The organism is Geodermatophilus sp. SYSU D00766 (assembly GCF_054049915.1).
In genome coordinates this window covers 1-19,800 of sequence record NZ_JBJGYI010000056.1, presented here as the reverse complement: position 1 = coordinate 19,800, position 19,800 = coordinate 1, and the positions used below count along the sequence as shown (strand labels likewise).

General features: G+C 76.4%; 16 protein-coding genes. 3 read left to right on the top strand and 13 right to left on the bottom strand.

All coding sequences use genetic code 11. The features are described from left to right. Positions 1-330: 330 nt before the first annotated feature. The 10 genes from tyrS to ACI8AD_RS23490 form a co-directional block, all read right to left on the bottom strand. The gene (gene tyrS, locus ACI8AD_RS23535) at positions 331-1,617 is read right to left on the bottom strand and encodes a tyrosine--tRNA ligase (protein WP_456872954.1); all 1,287 of its coding nucleotides are present in this window, start codon (positions 1,615-1,617) and stop codon (positions 331-333) included. After that, positions 1,614-2,240: a DNA-3-methyladenine glycosylase gene (locus tag ACI8AD_RS23530; protein ID WP_456872953.1), complete on the bottom strand. Its 627-nt coding sequence runs from the start codon at positions 2,238-2,240 to the stop codon at positions 1,614-1,616. The genes tyrS and ACI8AD_RS23530 overlap by 4 nt, the downstream gene beginning before the upstream one ends. A 17-nt stretch (positions 2,241-2,257) precedes the next feature. Continuing rightward, positions 2,258-3,703: an argininosuccinate lyase gene (argH, locus tag ACI8AD_RS23525; protein WP_456872952.1), complete on the bottom strand. Its 1,446-nt coding sequence runs from the start codon at positions 3,701-3,703 to the stop codon at positions 2,258-2,260. Continuing rightward, positions 3,700-4,266: an arginine repressor gene (locus tag ACI8AD_RS23520; protein ID WP_456872951.1), complete on the bottom strand. Its 567-nt coding sequence runs from the start codon at positions 4,264-4,266 to the stop codon at positions 3,700-3,702. The genes argH and ACI8AD_RS23520 overlap by 4 nt, the downstream gene beginning before the upstream one ends. Further along, positions 4,263-5,210: an ornithine carbamoyltransferase gene (argF, locus tag ACI8AD_RS23515; RefSeq protein ID WP_456872950.1), complete on the bottom strand. Its 948-nt coding sequence runs from the start codon at positions 5,208-5,210 to the stop codon at positions 4,263-4,265. Before argF ends, ACI8AD_RS23520 begins: the two co-directional genes overlap by 4 nt. Beyond that, the gene (locus ACI8AD_RS23510) at positions 5,207-6,397 is read right to left on the bottom strand and encodes an acetylornithine transaminase (RefSeq protein WP_456872949.1); all 1,191 of its coding nucleotides are present in this window, start codon (positions 6,395-6,397) and stop codon (positions 5,207-5,209) included. Before ACI8AD_RS23510 ends, argF begins: the two co-directional genes overlap by 4 nt. Continuing rightward, positions 6,394-7,395: an acetylglutamate kinase gene (argB, locus tag ACI8AD_RS23505; protein ID WP_456872948.1), complete on the bottom strand. Its 1,002-nt coding sequence runs from the start codon at positions 7,393-7,395 to the stop codon at positions 6,394-6,396. The genes ACI8AD_RS23510 and argB overlap by 4 nt, the downstream gene beginning before the upstream one ends. After that, the gene (argJ, locus tag ACI8AD_RS23500; protein WP_456872947.1) at positions 7,392-8,543 is read right to left on the bottom strand and encodes a bifunctional glutamate N-acetyltransferase/amino-acid acetyltransferase ArgJ; all 1,152 of its coding nucleotides are present in this window, start codon (positions 8,541-8,543) and stop codon (positions 7,392-7,394) included. The genes argB and argJ overlap by 4 nt, the downstream gene beginning before the upstream one ends. Beyond that, entirely contained in the window at positions 8,540-9,592 is a 1,053-nt protein-coding gene (gene argC, locus ACI8AD_RS23495; RefSeq protein WP_456872946.1) for an N-acetyl-gamma-glutamyl-phosphate reductase, read from the bottom strand. The genes argJ and argC overlap by 4 nt, the downstream gene beginning before the upstream one ends. A gap of 110 nt (positions 9,593-9,702) precedes the next feature. Continuing rightward, positions 9,703-10,389 carry a winged helix-turn-helix transcriptional regulator gene (locus tag ACI8AD_RS23490; RefSeq protein ID WP_456872945.1) on the bottom strand — a complete coding sequence of 229 codons (687 nt, stop codon included), beginning with the start codon at positions 10,387-10,389 and terminating at the stop codon, positions 9,703-9,705. Between the two features lie 139 nt (positions 10,390-10,528). Between ACI8AD_RS23490 and ACI8AD_RS23485 the strand changes: the two genes are divergently transcribed. Continuing rightward, positions 10,529-11,797: a vanadium-dependent haloperoxidase gene (locus ACI8AD_RS23485; protein WP_456872944.1), complete on the top strand. Its 1,269-nt coding sequence runs from the start codon at positions 10,529-10,531 to the stop codon at positions 11,795-11,797. On the opposite strand, the gene ACI8AD_RS23480 is transcribed toward ACI8AD_RS23485, so the two are convergent. The 3 genes from ACI8AD_RS23480 to ACI8AD_RS23470 are packed head-to-tail and all read right to left on the bottom strand — an operon-like array spanning position 11,770 to position 16,122. Next, positions 11,770-12,579 carry an SDR family NAD(P)-dependent oxidoreductase gene (locus ACI8AD_RS23480; RefSeq protein ID WP_456872943.1) on the bottom strand — a complete coding sequence of 270 codons (810 nt, stop codon included), beginning with the start codon at positions 12,577-12,579 and terminating at the stop codon, positions 11,770-11,772. The two genes, ACI8AD_RS23485 and ACI8AD_RS23480, sit on opposite strands and share 28 nt — an antisense overlap. Beyond that, entirely contained in the window at positions 12,569-15,058 is a 2,490-nt protein-coding gene (pheT, locus tag ACI8AD_RS23475; RefSeq protein ID WP_456872942.1) for a phenylalanine--tRNA ligase subunit beta, read from the bottom strand. Before pheT ends, ACI8AD_RS23480 begins: the two co-directional genes overlap by 11 nt. Further along, a complete protein-coding gene (locus ACI8AD_RS23470) occupies positions 15,055-16,122 on the bottom strand; it encodes a phenylalanine--tRNA ligase subunit alpha (protein WP_456872941.1) in 1,068 nt (355 codons plus the stop codon). Before ACI8AD_RS23470 ends, pheT begins: the two co-directional genes overlap by 4 nt. A gap of 266 nt (positions 16,123-16,388) precedes the next feature. Between ACI8AD_RS23470 and ACI8AD_RS23465 the strand changes: the two genes are divergently transcribed. Further along, complete coding sequence (locus ACI8AD_RS23465) at positions 16,389-17,231, top strand: EamA family transporter (protein WP_456872940.1); 843 nt, start codon at positions 16,389-16,391, stop codon at positions 17,229-17,231. Between the two features lie 93 nt (positions 17,232-17,324). Continuing rightward, complete coding sequence (locus tag ACI8AD_RS23460; protein WP_456872939.1) at positions 17,325-19,661, top strand: diguanylate cyclase domain-containing protein; 2,337 nt, start codon at positions 17,325-17,327, stop codon at positions 19,659-19,661. Positions 19,662-19,800 lie beyond the last annotated feature (139 nt).

The window sequence follows — 19,800 nt, the reverse complement described above, 5'->3', positions numbered from 1 at the left end:
AATCCATCAACCAAAGGAATCCCATCCGAACCCCGAAAGGCCCGGAACGGGGTATTACTTGGCACTGACTTTCGGCACGCTGTTGAGTTCTCAAGGAGCGGACGCACACCAACTCGACCCTCTCGGGTTCTGCTGGAGGCTTGTTGTCCAACCCTGCGCCCGCCGGAGGTGTTCCCTGTCGGGTCCCTCGCTCCGGCCCTCCCGGGCCGTGCGGCGCGCAGAGAGAAAGTTACGTGGCTGTCGTGACCGTGTCAAACCGGTGACCCGTGACGCCAGACACCGTTCCGGTACCGGCGTGTCACCTGGCGTTCACACGCCCGAGCGCCCCGGCTACCGGTCCGCGGGGACCCGCTGGACGCCGGCGACCGACCGCTTCCCGCGGCGCAGGACCAGCCACCCGCCGGGCAGCCAGGCCTCCTCCCCCGGCACCGCGTCGGCGTCGATCACGCGCTCGTTGTTGAGGTAGGCGCCGCCCTCCTTCACCGTGCGGCGTGCCTCGGAGAGGCTCCCGACGAGGCCGGTGCGCTGCAGCAGCTGCGCGACCGTCGGGGTCTCGCCGTCGACGGTCACGCTTCCGGCCTCGCGCAGGGCGGCCGCGAGCGTGTCGGCGCCCAGCGCCGTGAGGTCGTCCCGGCCGAACAGCGCGCGGCCGGCCGCCTCGGCCTGCCGCAGCTCCTCGGGCCCGTGCACCAGCGCGGTCAGCTCCTCGGCCAGCGCGCGCTGCAGCGCGCGGGCGGCGGGGCGCTCCACCGACTCGGCCACCAGCGCCTCGACCTCCTCCGCCGGGCGCTCGGAGTACAGCGGCAGCCAGGCGCGGGCGTCGGCGTCGTCGGCGTTGAGCCAGAACTGGAAGAAGGTGTAGGGCGAGGTCAGCGAGGGGTCGAGCCAGACGGCGCCGCCCTCGGACTTGCCGAACTTGGTGCCGTCGGACTTGGTGACCAGCGGCGTCGACAGCGCGTGCACCCGCGCGCCCTCGGTGCGGCGCACCAGGTCGATCCCGGCGGTGAGGTTGCCCCACTGGTCCGAGCCCCCGGTCTGCAGCGTCACCCCGTGCCGCCGGTGCAGCTCGCGGAAGTCGTTGGCCTGCAGGATCTGGTAGCTGAACTCGGTGTAGCTGATGCCGGCCTCGGAGTTCAGCCGCGCGGACACCGCCTCCTTGGCCAGCATCTGGCTGACCCGGAAGTGCTTGCCGAGGTCGCGCAGGAAGTCGATGGCCGACACCGGCGCGGTCCACTCGAGGTTGTCGACGTAGACCGGCCGGGCCAGGCCGTCGGTCTCGGCGGGGACCTCGAGGAAGGGCGCGACCTGCTCGCGGATGCGCTGCACCCAGCCGGCGACGGTCTCCCGATCGTTGAGCTGGCGCTCGGCCGAGGGCCGCGGGTCCCCGATGAGGCCGGTGGCCCCACCCACCAGCACCACCGGTCGGTGCCCGGCGCGCTGCAGCGCGCGCAGCACCATGAACTGCAGCAGGTGGCCGACGTGCAGGCTGGGCGCGGTCGGGTCGAAGCCGGCGTAGTAGCTGACCGGCCCCGCGACGAGGTGCGCCCGCAGCGCCTCCTCGTCGGTGCTCTGGGCGATCAGCCCACGGCGGTGCAGCTCGGACAGGACGTCGGTCACGGGTGCCCATCCTGCCCGGCGGCGCGACGGCGGCGCGGCCCGCCCGGGCGGAACACGCTCACCGACGGCGCGCCGGTCTCCCAGAACCGCCACGGCAGCTCGGTCGCCCGGCTGATGCCGACCCGCGGTCCCGTCGAGACGGCGGACGGCGGTTCCCCGGCGTGCAGCCGCACGGTGGACGCCGGGTCGAGGACGTCGGCGCCGCCGTCGCCGGGTCCGATGGCCAGGGACGCCGTCAGCCGGGCCGGGCCGCGGGCGAGGTCGCGCGGCACCTTCGCCGAGGGCCGGCGGGTCGCGGCCAGCGGCTCCCCCGCCACGACCTCCCCGGCGCGCAGCAGCACCGCCGAGCCGCGACCGGCGGGCCCGACGACGACGTTGGCGCACCAGTGCACGCCGTAGCTGAAGTAGACGTAGAGCCGGCCGGGCGGGCCGAACATGATCGCCGCGCGCGGCGTGGGCCCGCGGTGGGCGTGCGAGGCGGGGTCCTCCCCCTCCCCCGAGTACGCCTCCACCTCGGTGAGCCGCACCGCGACGGTGCCCTCGGGCCGGTCGGTGACGAGCAGGCAGCCCAGCAGCGCCGGCGCGACGACGTCGACCGGCCCGAGCAGCTCGTCGGCCGTCACCAGGCGGCCGGCAGCGCTCAGAGGGCGGCCGCCACGGGCGAGCCGGCCGACCAGCGGCCGTGCGCGGCGGCGACGTCCTTGAGCGAGGCGAGCTGTGCGGCGACCTGGCGGGGGGCGGTGCCCCCGCGGGTGTCGCGCGCCTCCAGCGCACCGCGGACCGACAGCACCGCCCGCACCTGCGGGGTGAGCCGCTCGTCGATGCCGGCGAGCTGGTCGTCGTCGAGCTGGTCGAGCTCCAGGCCGGCCTCCTCGCAGAAGGAGACCACCGCGCCGGAGATCTCGTGCGCCGAGCGGAACGGGACGCCCTCGCGCACCAGCCACTCGGCGACGTCGGTGGCGAGGGCGAACCCCTGCGGCGCGGCGGCCTCGAGCACCTCCGGGCGCAGGGTCAGCGTGGCGACCATCCCGGTGACCGCGGGCAGCAGGAGCAGCAGCTGCTCGAGGGAGTCGAAGACCGGCTCCTTGTCCTCCTGCAGGTCGCGGTCGTAGGCCAGCGGCAGGCCCTTGAGCATCGTGAGCAGGCCGGTGAGGTTGCCGACGAAGCGGCCGGACTTGCCGCGCGCGAGCTCGGCGACGTCGGGGTTCTTCTTCTGGGGCATGATCGAGGACCCGGTGGCCCAGGCGTCGTCGAGCCGCGCCCAGCCGAACTCCGTCGACGTCCAGAGCACGACCTCCTCCCCCAGCCGGGACAGGTGGACGCCGATCAGCGCGGCGGCGAAGCAGAACTCCGCGGCGAAGTCGCGGTCGCTGACCGCGTCGATCGAGTTGTCGGCGGCGCGGTCGAAACCGAGCTCGGCGGCGACGGCGTCGGGGTCCAGCGGCAGTGACGACCCGGCCAGCGCGCCGGAGCCGAGCGGGCTGACCGCGGCGCGGCGGTCCCAGTCCTGCAGCCGGTCGACGTCGCGGGCGAACGCGTGGGCGTGGGCGAGCAGCTGGTGGGCGACGAGCACCGGCTGGGCGTGCTGCAGGTGGGTCATCCCGGGCGCCGGCACGTCGAGGTACCGCTCGGCGAGCCCCAGCAGCGCGTACTCCAGCGAGGAGAGCTCGCCGACCAGCGCGCGGACGTTGTGCCGCAGGTACAGCCGCAGGTCGGTGGCGACCTGGTCGTTGCGGGAGCGGCCGGCGCGCAGCTTGCCGCCGAGCGGGCCGAGCTTGGCCAGCAGGCCGCGCTCGAGGGCCTCGTGCACGTCCTCGTCGGCCTCGACCGGGGCGAAGGTGCCCGCGGCCACCTCCGCCGAGAGCTCGGTGAGCGCGCGCAGCATCTGCTCGAGCTCGTCGTCGGCGAGCAGCCCGGCGCGGTGCAGCACCCGGGCGTGGGCGCGCGAGCCGGCCAGGTCGTAGGGCGCCAGCCGCCAGTCGACGTCGGTGGACTTCGACAGCGCCGCCATCGCCGGCGACGGGCCGCCGCCGAAGCGGCCGCCCCACAGCCGGGTGGGCGAGGCGGGGGCGGTCGGGTCGGTCACGGGGTGCGTCCTCCGGGTGTCCGTGGGGTCGGTGCCTCGTCGGTGAGGTCGGTGTGCAGCTCGGGGTAGACCGCCGGGGTCCGGGCGGCCAGGGCGAGCAGCCGCTCGGCCAGCGCCGGCCCGCCGTCGGGCGTGCGGGAGACGGCGAGCAGCGTGTCGTCCCCGGCGATGGTGCCCAGGACGTCGGGCAGTCCCACCTTGTCCAGCGCCGAGGCGAGGAACTGCGCGGCCCCGGGCGGGGTGCGCAGCACCGCGAGGTTGGCGCTGCCCTCGGCGCCGGTGAGCAGGTCGGCCAGCAGCCGGGTGAGCCGGGCCGGGGCGGCCTGCGCCGGGCGCAGCGGGGCGTTCTCCGGCGGGAGCACGTAGGACGCCGGGGCGCCGTCGGACCCGCGCAGCTTGACCGCGCCGAGCTCCTCCAGGTCGCGGGAGAGCGTGGCCTGGGTGACCTCGACGCCGGACTCGGCCAGCAGCGCGGCGAGCTGGGTCTGCGAGGTGACCGGGCGGGCGGCGATCAGCTCGGCGATGCGGGCCTGCCGGGCCGACCGGGGCAGCGCACCGCTCACCCGGAGCGCTCCAGCAGCCACGTCAGCAGCGCCTTCTGCGCGTGCAGCCGGTTCTCCGCCTCGTCCCAGACGGCGCTCTGCGGCCCGTCGATCACGTCGGCGGCGATCTCCTTGCCGCGGTAGGCCGGCAGGCAGTGCAGGACGACGGCGCCGGCGGCGGCGCGGGCCAGCGCCGCCTCGTCGACGGCGTAGGGCAGGAACGGCGCGACCCGCGCCTCGTGCTCGCCCTCCTGCCCCATGGACACCCAGGTGTCGGTGGCCAGCACGTCGGCGCCGTCGGCGGCGGCCGCCGGGTCGGCGGTCCAGCGCACCGACCCGCTGGTCTCCGCGGCGATCTCCCCCGCCCGCTTGAGCACGTCGGGGGCGGGCTGGTAGCCCTCCGGGGAGCCGATCCGCACGTGCATGCCGGCGGTGGCGCCGCCGAGCAGGTAGGAGTGCGCCATGTTGTTGGCGCCGTCCCCGAGGTAGGTCAGGGTCCGCCCGGCGGGCGTGCCGTGGGCCTCGGCCACCGTCTGCAGGTCGGCCAGGACCTGGCAGGGGTGGAAGTCGTCGGTGAGCGCGTTGACCACCGGCACCCGGCTGGTGGCGGCCATGGTCTCCAGCCGGTCCTGGCCGAAGGTGCGCCAGACGATGGCGGCGACCTGGCGGTCCAGCACCCGGGTGGTGTCCTCGACCGGCTCGCCGCGGCCGAGCTGGCTGGTGCCGGCGTCGACGACGAGCGGGTAGCCGCCGAGCTCGGCGACGCCGACGGAGAACGACACCCGGGTGCGGGTCGAGGGCTTGTCGAACACCACCGCCACGGCCCGCGGCACCCCGTTCGGGGCCCGCAGCGGGGTGGGGGCGGCGTCGGTGTGCCGGGTCCGCTTGAGCTCGGCGGCCAGCGCGAGGACCTCGGCCTGCTCGTCGGGGGTGAGGTCGTCGTCGCGGGTGAGGTGCCGGGTCACTGGTCGGTCTCCTGCAGGGCGGTGTCGAGGGCGGCCGGCAGCGCGGCGAGGAAGGCGTCGACCTGGGCGTCGGTGAGCACCAGGGACGGCGCGAGCCGCAGCACGTCGGGAGCGACGGCGTTGGTGAGGAAGCCGGCGTCGCGCAGGGCGGCCTCCAGGGGCCCTGCGACGTCCCGGGCCAGGACGACGCCGAGCAGCGCACCCCTCCCCCGGACGCCGGTCACCGCGGCGGACCCGAGGCCCTCGACGCCGGCGGTGAACCGGTGCTCGAGCTCCTTGGCGCGCTCGAGCAGGCCCTCGTCGCGGATGGTGTCGAGGACGGCGAGGGCGGCCGCGGCGGCGATCGGGTTGCCGCCGAAGGTGGACCCGTGCGAGCCGGCGGTCATCAGGTCGGCGGCGTCGCCGAAGGCGAGGGTGGCGCCGAGGGGCAGGCCGCCGCCGAGCGCCTTGGCCAGCGTGACGAGGTCCGGCTGCAGCCCGTCGGCCTGGTGGGCGAACCAGTGCCCGGTGCGGCCGGTGCCGGTCTGCACCTCGTCGACGGCGAACAGGGCGCCGGCGGCCCGGGCGGTGTCGGCGGCGGCGGCCAGGTAACCGGCGGGCGCGGGCAGCACGCCGCCCTCGCCGAGCACCGGCTCCAGCAGCACCATCGCCGTCGCGTCGCCGACCGTGCCGGCCAGCGCGGCGGCGTCGCCGTAGGGGACGTACCGGACGCCGCCGGGCAGCGGGGCGAAGGCGGCGGCCTTGGACGGCTGACCGGTGAGCGCCAGCGCGCCCATGGTCCGGCCGTGGAAGGCGCCCTCGGCGGTGACCACCTCGGGCCGCCCGGTGAGCCGGCTGATCTTGAAGGCGGCCTCGTTGGCCTCGGCGCCGGAGTTGCAGAAGAACACCCGCCCGGGCCGGCCGGCCAACTCCAGCAGCCGCTCGGCCAGCGCGACGCCGGGCTCGTGCATCGCCAGGTTGGACACGTGCCCGAGGGTCTGCGCCTGCCTCGTGATCGCCTCGACCACGCGCGGGTGGGCGTGGCCGAGGATCGTCGTGGCGATGCCGCCGAGCAGGTCGGTGTACTCGCGGCCGTCGACGTCCCACACGGTGGCGCCCTGCCCGCGCGCGAGCGCGACCGGCGGCGTCCGGTAGTTGCCCATCATCACCGCCGACCAGCGGCCGGCCAGCTCCTCGGTGCGGGTCATGCCGGCTCCTCCCCGGTGAGGGTGTGCGCCGGGACGACCATCGTCCCGGTGCCCTCGGTGGTGAACATCTCCAGCAGCAGGGCGTGCGGGGTGCGCCCGTCGACGACGGTGGCCCGCCGGACCCCGCCCTCGACCGCCCGCAGGCACGCGGCCATCTTCGGGACCATCCCGGCGTCCAGCGTCGGGAGGATCTCGGCCAGCTCGGCGGCGTCGATCTGCTGCACCAGCGAGTCGCGGTCGGGCCAGTCGGCGTAGAGGCCCTCGACGTCGGTGAGCACGACGAGCTTGACCGCCCCCAGCGCCACGGCCAGCGCGGCGGCGGCGGTGTCGGCGTTGACGTTGTGCACCACGCCGTCGCGGTCGGGTGCGACGGTGGCCACGACCGGGATCTTGCCCCGCTCGAGCAGCGCGGTGACCGGCGTCGGGTCCACGGCGACGACGTCACCGACCAGGCCGACGTCGACCGGCTCGCCGTCGACCACGGCGACGGTGCGCTCGGCGGTGAACAGCCCGCCGTCCTCCCCGGACAGGCCGACCGCCAGCGGGCCGTGGCCGTTGATCAGCCCGACCACCTCGGGGGTGACCTGGCCGGTGAGCACCATCCGGACCACGTCGACGGTCTCCTCGGTGGTGACCCGCAGGCCGCCGCGGAACTCGCTGTCGATGCCGAGCCGGCCGAGCATCCCGCTGATCTGCGGGCCGCCGCCGTGGACGACGACGGGCAGGATGCCGCAGGTCCGCAGGAAGACCATGTCGTCGGCGAAGGCCCGGCGGCAGTCCTCGTCGACCATCGCGTGCCCGCCGTACTTGATCACCACGACGTTGCCGTGGAACTCCTTGAGCCACGGCAGCGCCCCGGTGAGGACGGCGACCTTCGCGGCGTCGCCCTCGGGGTCGTGCCGGCGCATGCGGCGGGTGGTGCCGACGCGCCGCCGCGGCGGCGGGGGCGCCTCGTCGACCCGGACGTCGGGCGGGGTGGGGTCCTCGTGGGTGCTCACGTCGAGTACGCCGAGTTCTCGTGCACGTAGGCGATCGACAGGTCGTTGGTCCAGATCGTGGCCTGCTCGGTGCCGGCCTTCAGGTCGACGTCGACGGTGACCGCCCGGCCGGTGAGGTCGACGCCCTCCCGGGGGTCGCCGATGGCGCCGCCGCGGCAGACGGTGACGCCGTTGATGGTGACGTCCACCCGGTCGGGCTCGAAGGCGGCGTCGGTGGTGCCGAGCGCGGCCAGCACCCGGCCCCAGTTGGGGTCGTTGCCGAACAGCGCCGTCTTGAGCAGGTTGTTGCGCGCGCAAGCCCGGCCGGCGGTGAGCGCGTCCTGCACGCTCGCGGCGTTGCGCACGGTGATCGCGATGTCCTTGGTCGAGCCCTCGGCGTCGGCGAGCAGCTGCATGGCCAGGTCGGTGGCGGCGGCGGTGAGCGCCTCGGCCACCTCCCCGGGGGTCGGGGTGACCCCGCTGGCGCCGCTGGCCAGCACGATCACCGTGTCGTTGGTGGACAGGCAGCCGTCGGAGTCGACCCGCTCGAAGCTGACGCCCGTCGCCTGCCGCAGCGCCGGACCGAGCACGTCGGCGGATACCACCGCGTCGGTGGTGAGGACGACGAGCATCGTGGCCAGGCTCGGCGCGAGCATGCCCGCGCCCTTGGCCATGCCGCCGACGGTCCAGCCGTCCCGGGTCTGCACGGTGGTCTTGGGCACGCTGTCGGTGGTCATGATCGCCCGCGCGGCGTCGGCCCCGCCGTCGGCCGACAGCGCCTTCGCCGCGTCGGTGACGCCGGGCAGCAGCCGGTCCATCGGCAGCCGGACGCCGATGAGCCCGGTCGAGGCGACCGCGACGTCGATGGCACCCAGGCCGAGCTCGGTGGCGGTGTGCTCGGCGGTGGCGTGGGTGTCGCCGAAGCCCTCGGTGCCGGTGCAGGCGTTGGCGCCCCCGGAGTTGAGGACCACCGCCCGCAGCCGCCCGTCGAGCAGCACCTGGCGGCTCCACAGCACCGGCGCGGCGGGGAAGCGGTTGGTGGTGAAGACGGCGGCCGCGGCGTCCTGCGGGCCGTCGTTGACGACCAGCGCGATGTCGGGGTCGCCGCTGGACTTCAGGCCCGCGGCGACGCCGGCCGCCCGGAACCCGGCCGGTGCGGTGACGCTCACGGGGCCACCCCCACGACCGGCAGGCCGGTGGTCTCGGGCAGGCCGAGGGCGAGGTTGGCGCACTGCACGGCCGCGCCGGCGGTGCCCTTGACGAGGTTGTCGACGGCGGCGACGACGACCAGCCGGTGCGCGTCGGGGTCGACGGCGACCTGCAGCACGACGGTGTTCGCGCCGAGCACCTGCGCCGTCGTGGGCCACTGCCCCTCGGGCAGCAGGTGCACGAACGGCTCGTCGCCGTAGGCCTTCTCGTAGGCGGCGCGGACGGCGGCCGTGTCGACCGCCGGGCCGGCGCCGTCGGCCAGCGGCGCGGTGCAGGTGGCGAGGATGCCGCGGCTCATCGGCACCAGCGTCGGGGTGAAGCTGACGGTGACGTCGCGGCCGGCCGCGGCGGAGAGGTTCTGCACCATCTCCGGGGTGTGCCGGTGCACCCCGCCGACGCCGTAGGCGCTGGCCGAGCCCATGACCTCGCTGCCGAGCAGGTGCGGCTTGGCGGCCTTGCCCGCGCCGGACGTGCCGCTCGCGGCCACCACGACGACGTCGGGTCCGGCCAGGCCGGCGGCCAGCGCGGGGGCGAGGGCCAGGCTGACCGCGGTCGGGTAGCAGCCCGGCACGGCGATCCGCCGCGCGCCGGCCAGCTCCGCGCGCCGGCCGGGCAGCTCGGGCAGGCCGTAGGGCCAGGAGCCGGCGTGCTCGGAGCCGTACCAGCGGGTCCAGGCGGCGGGGTCGTTCAGTCGGTGGTCGGCGCCGCAGTCGATCACCAGGGTGTCCGGGGGCAGCTGCGCGGCGACGGCGGCGGACTCCCCGTGCGGCAGGGCGAGCACGACGACGTCGTAGCCGGCGAGGTCGGCGGGTGCGCTGGTCCGCACCTCCAGGTCGGCGAAGGGCAGCAGGTGCGGCTGCAGCTCGCCCAGGCGTCGGCCGGCGCTCGCGTTGGCGTGCACCCCGGCCAGCCGCAGGTTGGGGTGCCCGGCCAGCAGCCGGCACACCTCTCCCCCGGCGTACCCGGTGGCGCCGGTGACCCCGACCGTCCACGTCTGCACACTCGTCACGGTGCATGACCATACATGCCCGTGCATGACCTTTCATCACCGGGTCCCGATGGGCGGAGGCGGTGGCGGCTCCGTCGGTCGAACCCCGCGCACCCGCGGGACGACGCGCATCAGGAGACGAGGTGGGGGGACTGCGCGGGTCGCACGCCGGCGTAGGGACTCAGCCTCCCCCACCGGGTCAGTTCGCGCTCCAGCCACGGCGGCCCGGCCAGCACCATCCGGCCCGACTCCAGGGCGGCGGTGAACCCGAGCCGGCCGGCGCACCAGCCCACGAGCGAGCCGGCGTCGGTGGTGACCACGCCGTCGTCGGTGAAGCCGGGCGTCTCGACGCAGACCTCGTTGCCCGTCCGGTCGAGCAGCAGCCAGAGGTGGTGCGGCGCGCGGGACCGACGGACGTCGAACCGCACGACCACGCGGGACCGCGGCAGGGAGGCCGGGTCGATCAGCCGGGCCAGGATCCAGAGGGCGAGGTAGGGGTCGTGGTCGCCCGGCGCCACCTCGCGCCACCGCGCCCCCCACCTCCCCAGTGCGGCGCAGACGTCCTCCAGCTCCCGCCCCATCCGGGTCAGGGTGTACTCCGTGGTGCGTCCCGACCGCCTCCGCTCGACCACGCCGTCCCGTTCCAGCGTGTGCAGCCGCTGGGCCAGGACGCTGCGCGAGAGCCCGGGGGCACCGTCGAGGATGTCGCCGAAGCGGACGCACCCCAGGGCCAGGTTCCGGATGATGATCGGCGTCCACCGCTGGGCGAAGACCTCGGCCCCGAGCGCCAGGGGGCAGTACTGACCGTAGCCACCCATGCGGGACACCCTCCACCCGCGGCGGGCCCTGCGGGGCACCTGGGAGCGCGGTGCGTGCCCGGCAGTCCGTTTTCCGGACTGACGGGCGCGGCATCGGACGAGTGGACTCGACGGGTCCGCCCACGGCCGAGGAGTCCCGATGCGCCGGTCCCTGCCCACCGTCGTCGCGGCGGCCGTCCTGACGGCCACGTTCGCGTCCGTCTCACCCGCCGCAGCCTCGCCCCCGGTGGACGGCGCGAGCATCCGGACGTGGAACGAGATCGCGGTCACCGCCATCACGTCGACGACACCACCGACGCCTGGGCCGGTCGGGCCCCTCTACCTCGCCTACGTGCACCGCGCCGTCTACGACGCGGTGCAGGGCCTCCCCCGCCGCGCCTCCGTCCCGGCCGCGGTCGCCGCGGCGGCCCATGGCGTCCTGGTCACCTACTTCCCCGGCCAGCAGGAGGTGCTCGACCAGCGGTACACCGCCGAGCTGGCCGCCGTCCGGGACGGCAAGGCGGAGGACCGGGGTGTCGCCGCCGGCGAGGAGGCCGCGCGGACCCTGATCGAGGACCGGCGGGACGACGGCCTGAACGGGCCGGCGCTGCCCCTACCCACTCCCGGGCCCGGGGTGTGGGAGCCCCTCCCGACAGAGCCACCGACGACGGCTGCCGCGGCCTCCTGGCTCGGCACGGTGGAGCCCTTCGTGCTCGGGTCCCCGTCGGAGCTGCGGCCGGCCGGTCCTCCGGCGCTGACCAGCGACCGCTGGGCCCGTGACTACGAGGAGGTCAAGACGGTCGGTTCGGCGTCGTCGACGGTGCGGACAGCGGAACAGACCGCCGCGGCGCTCTTCTGGGCCGACCAGCCGGCCGTGCAGAGCCAGCGGGCCCTGCGCGGCTACAGCGTGCAGGAGCGTCTGGACGCGATGGAGACGGCGCGGCTGTTCGCCCTCGTGAACACCGCGAGCACCGACGCGCTGATCGCCTGCGCCGACGCCAAGTTCCACTGGAACTTCTGGCGGCCGGTCGGCGCCATCCGGCGGGCGGACACCGACGGCAACCCCGCCACCGTGCCCGACCCCGCGTGGAGCCCCCTCGTCCCGGCACCGAACTTCCCCGAGTACCCGAGCAACCACGCCTGCGCGACGACCGCTCTCGCCACGGTGGTCGACGCGCTGCGGGGGGACTCGCCGTTCTCGCTGACGGTGAGCAGCGTCAGGGGCACACCGCCCGTCGAGTACCCGACCACCTTCACCTCCGCCGAGCAGCTGATCGAGGAGGTCGGGAACGCGCGCATCTGGGCCGGGATCCACTACCGGTTCTCCGTCGAGGACGGCACCGCCATCGGTCGCGCGGCCGCGCGGGCGGTCCTGGAGTCCGACCGGTGGCCGGGCGGGCGTCAGCCGAGCGGGTCGCCCTCGCCGTAGGGGACCAGCCGCAGCCGGCGCGCGTCACCGGTGGGCGTGGTGGCGCGCAGGGTCTCCAGGGAGTCGACGCCGACACGGACGAACCGCCCCGACCACTGGTCGAGCTCGCCGGCGGCGATGGCGACGACGAGGTCGACGACGTCCTCCGGGCGGGTCCACTCGGTGCGGCCGGCGTGCATCGGCATGGCGCGGGTCATCGCGGTGTCGACCACGCCGGGCGCCACGTCGAACGCCCGCACGCCGTGCGCCGCGCCGGCCAGGTCGAGGGACTCGGTGAGCCGGACCTGCGCGGTCTTGCCCGCCGAGTAGGCGCTGTAGAGCGGGTTGGCCCGCGTGGCGATCCCGCTGGACAGCCCGATCACCCGCCCGCCGCCGGCGGCGAGCATCCCGGGCAGCACGGCGCGGGCGAGCAGGAACGGACCGCGCACCTGGCTCTCCACCACCGACCACCACTGGTCGGGGTCGGCCTGCCAGAGCGGCACCTCGGCGGCGTCGATCAGCCCGGCGTTGTTGACCAGCAGCCCGACCGGGCCGAGCTCCGCCGTCACCCGCGCGACGGCGGCGTCGACGGCCGCGGGGTCGGTGACGTCGGCGGGCAGCGCGAGGGTGCGCGCGCCGGTGGCCGCGGCGACGTCGTCCATCGCCGCCCGCAGCCGGCCGCCGCCGCGGGCCAGCCCGGCGACGGCGGCGCCGCGGGCGGCCAACCCCTCGGCGAGGTGCCGGCCGATGCCCGCCGACGCCCCGGTGACGAGCGCGACGAGCCCGCTCAGGTCAGGCGTCACCGCTGCGCAGGGTGATCCCCTGCAGCTCCACGACCGCGACGACGCCCGCGCGCACCCGGGCGACGTCCTCGGCGGTCAGCGTGCGGTCGGGGGCGCGCAGCACCAGCGAGTACGCCAGCGAGCGCGACCCCGGCGGCACCGGCGGGCCGGCGTAGACGTCGAACAGGCGCACCGACTCGAACAGCTCGCCGGCCCCGCCGCGCACCAGCGACTCGACGTGCGCGGCGGTGATCGCGTCGGGCACCACGAAGGCGAGGTCGAGGAACACCGGCGGGAAGGCCGAGATCGGCGGGCCCACCGGCACCGGCGCCGGGGGCAGCGCGTCGACGTCGAGCTCCATGACGCAGGTGCGGGCCGGCAGGTCCAGCGCCGCGCACACCCGCGGGTGCAGCTCGCCGGCGTACCCGACGACGCGGGCGTCCTCGCCCTCGCCGACGACGAGCTCGGCGCAGCGGCCGGGGTGCCAGGGGGCGCGCTCGCCGGGGCGGACGAACAGCCGCACGCCGGCGGCCTCGGCGACCAGCCGGGCGGCCTGCACCGCGTCGGCCCACCCGGCCGGGCGGCCCGGGCCCCACCAGCCGCGGGGCTCGCGGGCGCCGGTGAGTGCGACGGCCACGTGCCAGGGCTGGTCGGGGACGGCGCCCAGCAGCGCGGCGAGGGTGTCGTCGTCGGGCCGCCGGTCGACGCCGGGGACCGGCGCCGGGGTGCGGCCGCCGCCGGGGAAGACCGCGCCGTGCTCGAACAGGGCGACGTCGCGCCGGCCGCGGGCGAGGTTGCGGGCCAGCGTGGCGAGCAGGCCGGGCAGCAGCGTGGTGCGCAGCGCCGGCTCCTCCTCCGACAGCGGGTTGCGCACCAGCACGACCTGGCGGCGCTCGTCGTCGTCGGGCAGGCCGAGGGTGTCGGGCACGCCCAGCCCGACGAACGGGTAGGCCGGCGCCTCGACGTAGCCGGCCTCGGCCAGCGTCCGGCCGATGCTGCGGCGGCGGCGCTGGGTCTCGGTGAGCCCGCGCCCGGGCGGGGCGGTGGGCAGCACCGAGGGGACGTCGTCGTAGCCGGCCAGCCGGACGACCTCCTCGACGAGGTCGGCGGGGTCGGTGAGGTCGGGGCGCCACGACGGCGGGGTGACGGTGAGCCGGTCGCCGTCGGCCTCGACCGTGCAGCCGACCGCGCCGAGCAGCTCGACCACCTCCGCCGCGGTGTACGGCACGCCGGCGACCCGGCCGGGCTGCGCGGCGTCCAGCAGGATGACGGGGCGCGGGCCGCGGGTGTCGACGTCGACCGGGCCGCCGACGACGCGGGCGCCGCCGTACTCGGCCAGCAGCGCCGCGGCGCGGGCCAGCGCGACGACGGTCATCTCCGGGTCGACGCCGCGCTCGAAGCGCTTGGCGGCCTCGCTGGGCAGCCGGTGCCGGCGGGCGGTGCGGGCCACGCCGGTGGGCTCCCAGTGGGCGGCCTCGAGCAGCACGTTGCGGGTGCCGTCGCCGATCTCGGTGGACGCCCCGCCCATGACCGCGGCCAGCCCGATCGGGCCGGTGTCGTCGGTGATGAGCAGGTCGTCGGGCGACAGCGCGCGGTCGGCGCCGTCGAGGGTGGTCAGCCGCTCGCCCTCCCGCGCCCGGCGGACGACGATCGGCCCGGTGACCGCGTCGCGGTCGAAGGCGTGCATCGGCTGGCCGAGCTCGAGCATCACGTAGTTGGTGACGTCGACGGCCAGCGAGATCGACCGGACGCCGGACTGCGCCAGCCGGCGGCGCATCCACCACGGGCTCGGCGCGGTGGGGTCGAGCCCCTCCACGGCCAGCATCGAGAAGCGGTCGCAGCGGTCGGCATCGGCGACGGCGACCTCCCACGCCGGCTCGCCGGCCGCCTCCACCGCGGCCGCGGCGGCGCCGGGGTCGCGCCAGCCGACGGCCAGCCCGGTGCCCACCTCGCGGGCGATGCCGCGCATGGCCAGGCAGTAGCCGCGGTCGGGGGTGACGGCCAGCTCGACCACGACGTCGTCGAGGCCCACCACCGGGCGGGCGTCGGCGCCCGGCTCGGGCCCCTCCCCGCCGGAGGCGAGCACCAGGATCCCGGCGTGGTCCTCGCCGGTGCCGAGCTCGCGCGCCGAGCAGATCATCCCGTCGGAGACGTGGCCGTAGGTCGTGCGCGCGGCGATCGCGAACCCGCCGGGCAGCACCGCGCCGGGCAGCGCGACGACGACCGCGTCGCCCACGGCGAAGTTCGTGGCACCGCAGACGACGCCCCGGGGCTCCGCCTCCCCGACGTCGACCCGGCAGTACCGGATCGGCTTCTTGAACCCGGTGAGCTCCTCGATCTCCAGCACCCGGCCGACCACCAGCGGTCCGGTGACCTCGGCCGGGCGGTGGACCTCCTCGACCTCCAGGCCCAGCCGGACGAAGGTGGCGTCGAGCTCCTCGACCGTCGTCCCGGCGGGGACGTCGACGTACTCGGCCAGCCAGCCGACGGGGACCCTCACTGCTCCACTCCGAACGCCGTGGTGAACCGGACGTCGCCCTCGACGATGTCGCGCATGTCCGCGACGCCCGAACGGAACTGCAGCGCCCGCTCGATGCCGACGCCGAAGGCGAAGCCGCTGAACTCCTCCGGGTCGACGCCGCAGGCGACGAGCACCCGTGGGTTGACCATCCCGCAGCCGCCCCACTCGACCCAGCGCGGGCCGTCGCGGTGCTCGGGGAACCACACGTCGAACTCCGCCGACGGCTCGGTGAACGGGAAGTACGAGGGCCGCCAGCGGGTGACCGCCTCCGGACCGAACAGCGAGCGGGCCAGGTGGTCGAGCGTGCCGCGCAGGTGCGCCATGGTGAGCCCACGGTCGACGGCCAGGCCCTCGACCTGGTGGAACACCGGGGTGTGCGTCGCGTCGAGCTCGTCGGTGCGGTAGACCCGCCCGGGCGCCACGACGTACACCGGCGGCCGGCGCGAGAGCAGCGTGCGCGCCTGCACCGGGCTGGTGTGCGTCCGCAGCACCAGGCCGCCGTCCTCGGGCGCGACGAACAGCGTGTCCATCATCGAGCGCGCCGGGTGGTCGGGGCGGATGTTGAGCGCGTCGAAGTTCAGCCACTCGGCCTCGAGCTCGGGGCCGTCGGCCACCTCGTAGCCCATGCCGACGAACACGTCGGCGATCCGCTCCATCAGCGTGGTGATCGGGTGCCGCGCGCCGCGCGGGGTGCGGTCCCAGGGCAGCGTGACGTCGACCCGCTCCTCGGCCAGCACCCGCTCGTCGCGCTCGGCCTCCAGCACCGTGCGGCGGGTGTCGTAGGCCTCCGTGACGGCGACCCGCGCCGCGTTGACCCGCTTGCCGGCGTCGGCCCGGGCGGCCGGGGGCAGCGCACCGAGCTCGCGGCGGGCCAGCGGCACGGGCGCCCGGTCACCGAGGTGGGCCGGGCGGACGGCGGCCAGCGCGTCGAGGTCTGCGGCCTTCGCGAAGGCCTCGCGGGCCGCGGCGACGGCGGCGTCGAGGGCCTCGGCGGAGAGGGCCGCGACCTGCTTGGGGTCGTAGGGGTCGTTGGCGCCGGACACGGGAGGCCATTCTGCCCGCCATCCCCGCCCGGCCGCCCCCGGGTTCCCGGGCCGGCCGTCCCGCCCCGTGACGAGATCGGCGGTCTCGTGGCCATCAGCGCCGCACGGCCACGAGATCGGCGATCTCGGTGTGGGTGGAGGGGGTGTCCGGGGCGGCTGCCAGGATCGGCGGCGCACGGCGAGCACGGACACGGCGAGCACGGACACAGCGAGCACGGACACAGCGAGCACGGACACAGCGAGCACGGACACGGGAGGCGCACCGGATGGCGCTGGTGCTGGCGCTGGCCTCGGCCGTCGTCTACGGGATGGCCGACTTCTGCGGCGGCATCGCCAGCCGGCGGGCGGCCGCGGCCACCGTCGTCGCGATCTCGCAGGCCGCCGGCCTGGTCCTGGTCGCGCTGCTGCTGCCCTGGCTCGGCGGGGAGCCCGCCGGCACCGACCTGGTGTGGGGTGCGGTGGCCGGCATCGCCGGGGGCGCCGGGCTGCTGCTGTTCTACCGGGCGCTGGCCACCGGCGTGATGAGCGTCGTGGCGCCGGTGACCGCGGTGTCGGCGGCCGCCCTCCCGGTGCTCGCCGGGCTGGCGCTCGGTGAGCGGCTGGGCGCCGCGGCCGCCGTCGGCATCGTGCTGGCCCTGGCCGCGGTGGTGCTGGTGTCGGCCGAGGGCGGGCTGTCCTCGCTGCGCTCGGCCCGGCTGGGCAGCGTCGGCCCGGCGCTGGCCGCCGGCGCGGGGTTCGGCCTGTTCTTCGTGCTGCTCGAGCGCACCGGCGACGACGCCGGGCTCACTCCCCTGGCGGCGGCGCGCGTGGTCTCGGTGCTGCTGGTCGGCGCGCTGGCGCTGGGCACGGTCCGGTCGCTGCGGGTGCCGCGCCGCGTGCTGCCGGTCGTGCTGCTCGCCGGCGTGGGTGACATGGCTGCCAACGCGCTGTACCTCCTCGCCACGCAGGCCGGCGGCCAGCTGGCGATCACCGGCGTGCTCGCCTCGCTCTACCCGGCGAGCACGGTCGTGCTGGCGCAGCTGGTGCTGCGGGAGCGGCTGGCCGGCGCCCAGCGGGCGGGCCTGGCGGTCGCGACCGCGGCGGTCGTGCTCATCGCGCTCCCGGCCTGACCTGCCCCCTCGGGGTGACCGGCGGGCCGCTGGGCTGCGCCCGGCGCCGTCGCTGCCGAGAACTCCTCCGTGACCCACCTCGAGGAGGCACCGGTGCCGCCCGGACCCGCGATCGCGCACGACCCCGTCCTCCAGGACGCCATCCGGGGCGTGCGCAGCGTCTTCCAGCCCATCGTCGAGATCGACACCGGCCGGGTCGTCGCCTACGAGGCGCTGGCCCGGGGCCCGGTCGGCCCGCTGCAGCGGCCCGACGCGCTGTTCGCCGCCGCCCGCGCCGCCGGCCGGCTCGCCGAGCTCGACGAGGCCTGCCGTGCCGCCGCCTTCCGCGGCGCGGTCGACGCCGGGCTGGTCGCACCGCTGACGGTGTTCGTCAACGTCGAGCCCGAGGTCCTCGACACCGCGCCGCTGGCCGACCTGCTGGCCATCGCCGAGAGCGCCCCCGGGCAGCTGCGCGTCGTCATGGAGATCACCGAGCGGGCCATCGCCGCCCGGCCGGCCGAGCTGCTGCGCACCGTCGAGCGGGTCCGGGAGCTGGGCTGGTCGGTCGCCGTCGACGACGTCGGCGCCGAGTCCATGTCGCTGGCCTTCCTGCCGCTGCTGCGCCCCGACGTCGTCAAGCTCGACCTGCGGCTGGTGCAGGAGCGTCCCGGCCCGCAGATCGCCGAGATCATGAACGCGGTCAACGCCTACGCCGAGCGCAGCGGCGCCGTCGTGCTGGCCGAGGGCATCGAGGACGAGCGCCACCTGCGCACCGCCCGCGGGCTCGGCGCCACGCTGGCGCAGGGCTGGCTGTTCGGCCGCCCGGGCCCCGGCGCCGCACCGGACCTCACCGTCGGCGAGCTGGTGCTGCCCGGCGCGGGCCTGCCCGCCGGCGCGCTCGGCGCGGTGTCGCCGTTCGCCTGCCTGCCCGACGGCACGCCGCTTCGGCGCGCCCCCAAGGCGCTGCTCATCGAGCTGTCCAAGCAGCTGGAGCGGGAGGCGATGCGCCTGGGCGAGACCTGCGTCGTCGCCGCGACCTTCCAGGAGGCGCGCCACTTCACCGTCTCCACCACCCAGCGCTACCGCGACCTGGTCGACCGCACCGGCTTCGTCTGCGCCCTCGGCGAGGACCTGCCCGTCGAGCCGCTGCCCGGCCTGCGCGGCGCCCACCTCGACCCGGCCGACCCGGTCCGCGGCGAGTGGGACGTCGCCGTCCTGTCGCCGCACTTCAGCGCCGCGCTGCTCGCCCGCGACCTCGGCGACGACGGCCCCGACGCGGAGCGCACCTTCGAGTACGCGCTCACCTACGACCGGGACACGGTCTCGCGGGCGGCGTCGTCGCTGCTGTCGCGGGTGGCGCCGCGGGCCGACGCGGAGCCGGCGCACCCGGCCGCGGAGGCCGCCGTCCCCACCGCCCCGGTGAGCCGCCCGGCCGGCGGGCTGGCCGTGGGGACGACGAACGCCGAGGTGCTGCTGCGCCGGGCGCTGGAGGCCACGCCGAGCGGGGTGACCATCGTCGACATGCGGCTGCCCGACCAGCCGATCGTCTACGCCAACGCGGCGTTCCGGGAGCTGGCCGGCCTGCCGCCGGAGGAGATCCTCGGCCGCAACTGCCGGCTGCTGCAGAGCCCCGACACCGACCCCGGCGCGGTGGCGCGGATCCGTGCGGCCGTCGAGGCGGGCGAGCCCTGCCGGGAGACGGTGCTCAACCTGCGCGGCCCGGAGCGCACGCCGTGGTGGAACGAGCTGCACCTGGCGCCCGTGCACGACTCCGACGGCTCGGTGGTGCAGTACATCGGGGTGCAGGTCGACGTGACCGCGCGGGTGGAGGCCGAGCGGGCGCTGGTCCGCGAGCGCGACCGCACGCAGGCCGCGCTGGCCCGCATCCAGGAGATGGCCTTCACCGACCCGCTGACCGGCCTGCCCAACCGGCGGCGCCTGGAGGAGCAGGTCGAGGCCGCGATCTGGGAGGCGCGGGCCCGCGGTGACGCGCTCGGCCTGCTGTTCGTCGACCTCGACGGGTTCAAGGCGGTCAACGACGCCCTCGGCCACGCCGCCGGCGACGAGCTGCTGCAGGTGGTCGCCGGGCGGCTGCGCGAGCGCGTGCGCCGTCGCGACCTGCTCGCCCGGCTCGGAGGGGACGAGTTCCTCGTCGCCCTGCCGGACCTGCGGCCGGAGACGGCGGCGGCCGAGGCGTCCCGGGTCGCCGACGAGCTGGCCGCCTCGATCCGCCGGCCGATGGCGCTGCGGGGCACCGAGGTCGCCCTCGGCGCCAGCATCGGGGTGAGCGTGTGCCCCGAGGACGGCGTGGTCTTCGCCGACCTGCTGCACCGGGCCGACCTGCGGATGTACGACCGCAAGGCCCTGACCCGGGTCGCGGCGTCCCGGGCGGCGACCGCCCGCGCGGCGGCGGCCTCGGTGCCCCCGCCGGTGGCACCGGTGCCGTCCTGACGGTGGGGTGCACCCCGGGCGGACGGGGGTAGAGCGGGGGGGGGGGGGGCGGGGGCCGCCCCCGCCCGCCCCTCTGGTGTGCCCCCCCGCCCCCACCCACACGACGGCCGCCCGCGCCGCGGTGGGGCGCGGCGCGGCG

Bases quoted from the DNA above. Each gene is read 5' to 3' on its own strand.
- ACI8AD_RS23510 (WP_456872949.1), bottom strand. From the start codon at position 6,397: ATGACCCGCACCGAGGAGCTGGCCGGCCGCTGGTCGGCGGTGATGATG.
- ACI8AD_RS23490 (WP_456872945.1), bottom strand. From the start codon at position 10,389: ATGGGTGGCTACGGTCAGTACTGCCCCCTGGCGCTCGGGGCCGAGGTC.
- ACI8AD_RS23485 (WP_456872944.1), top strand. From the start codon at position 10,529: ATGCGCCGGTCCCTGCCCACCGTCGTCGCGGCGGCCGTCCTGACGGCC.
- ACI8AD_RS23465 (WP_456872940.1), top strand. From the start codon at position 16,389: ATGGCGCTGGTGCTGGCGCTGGCCTCGGCCGTCGTCTACGGGATGGCC.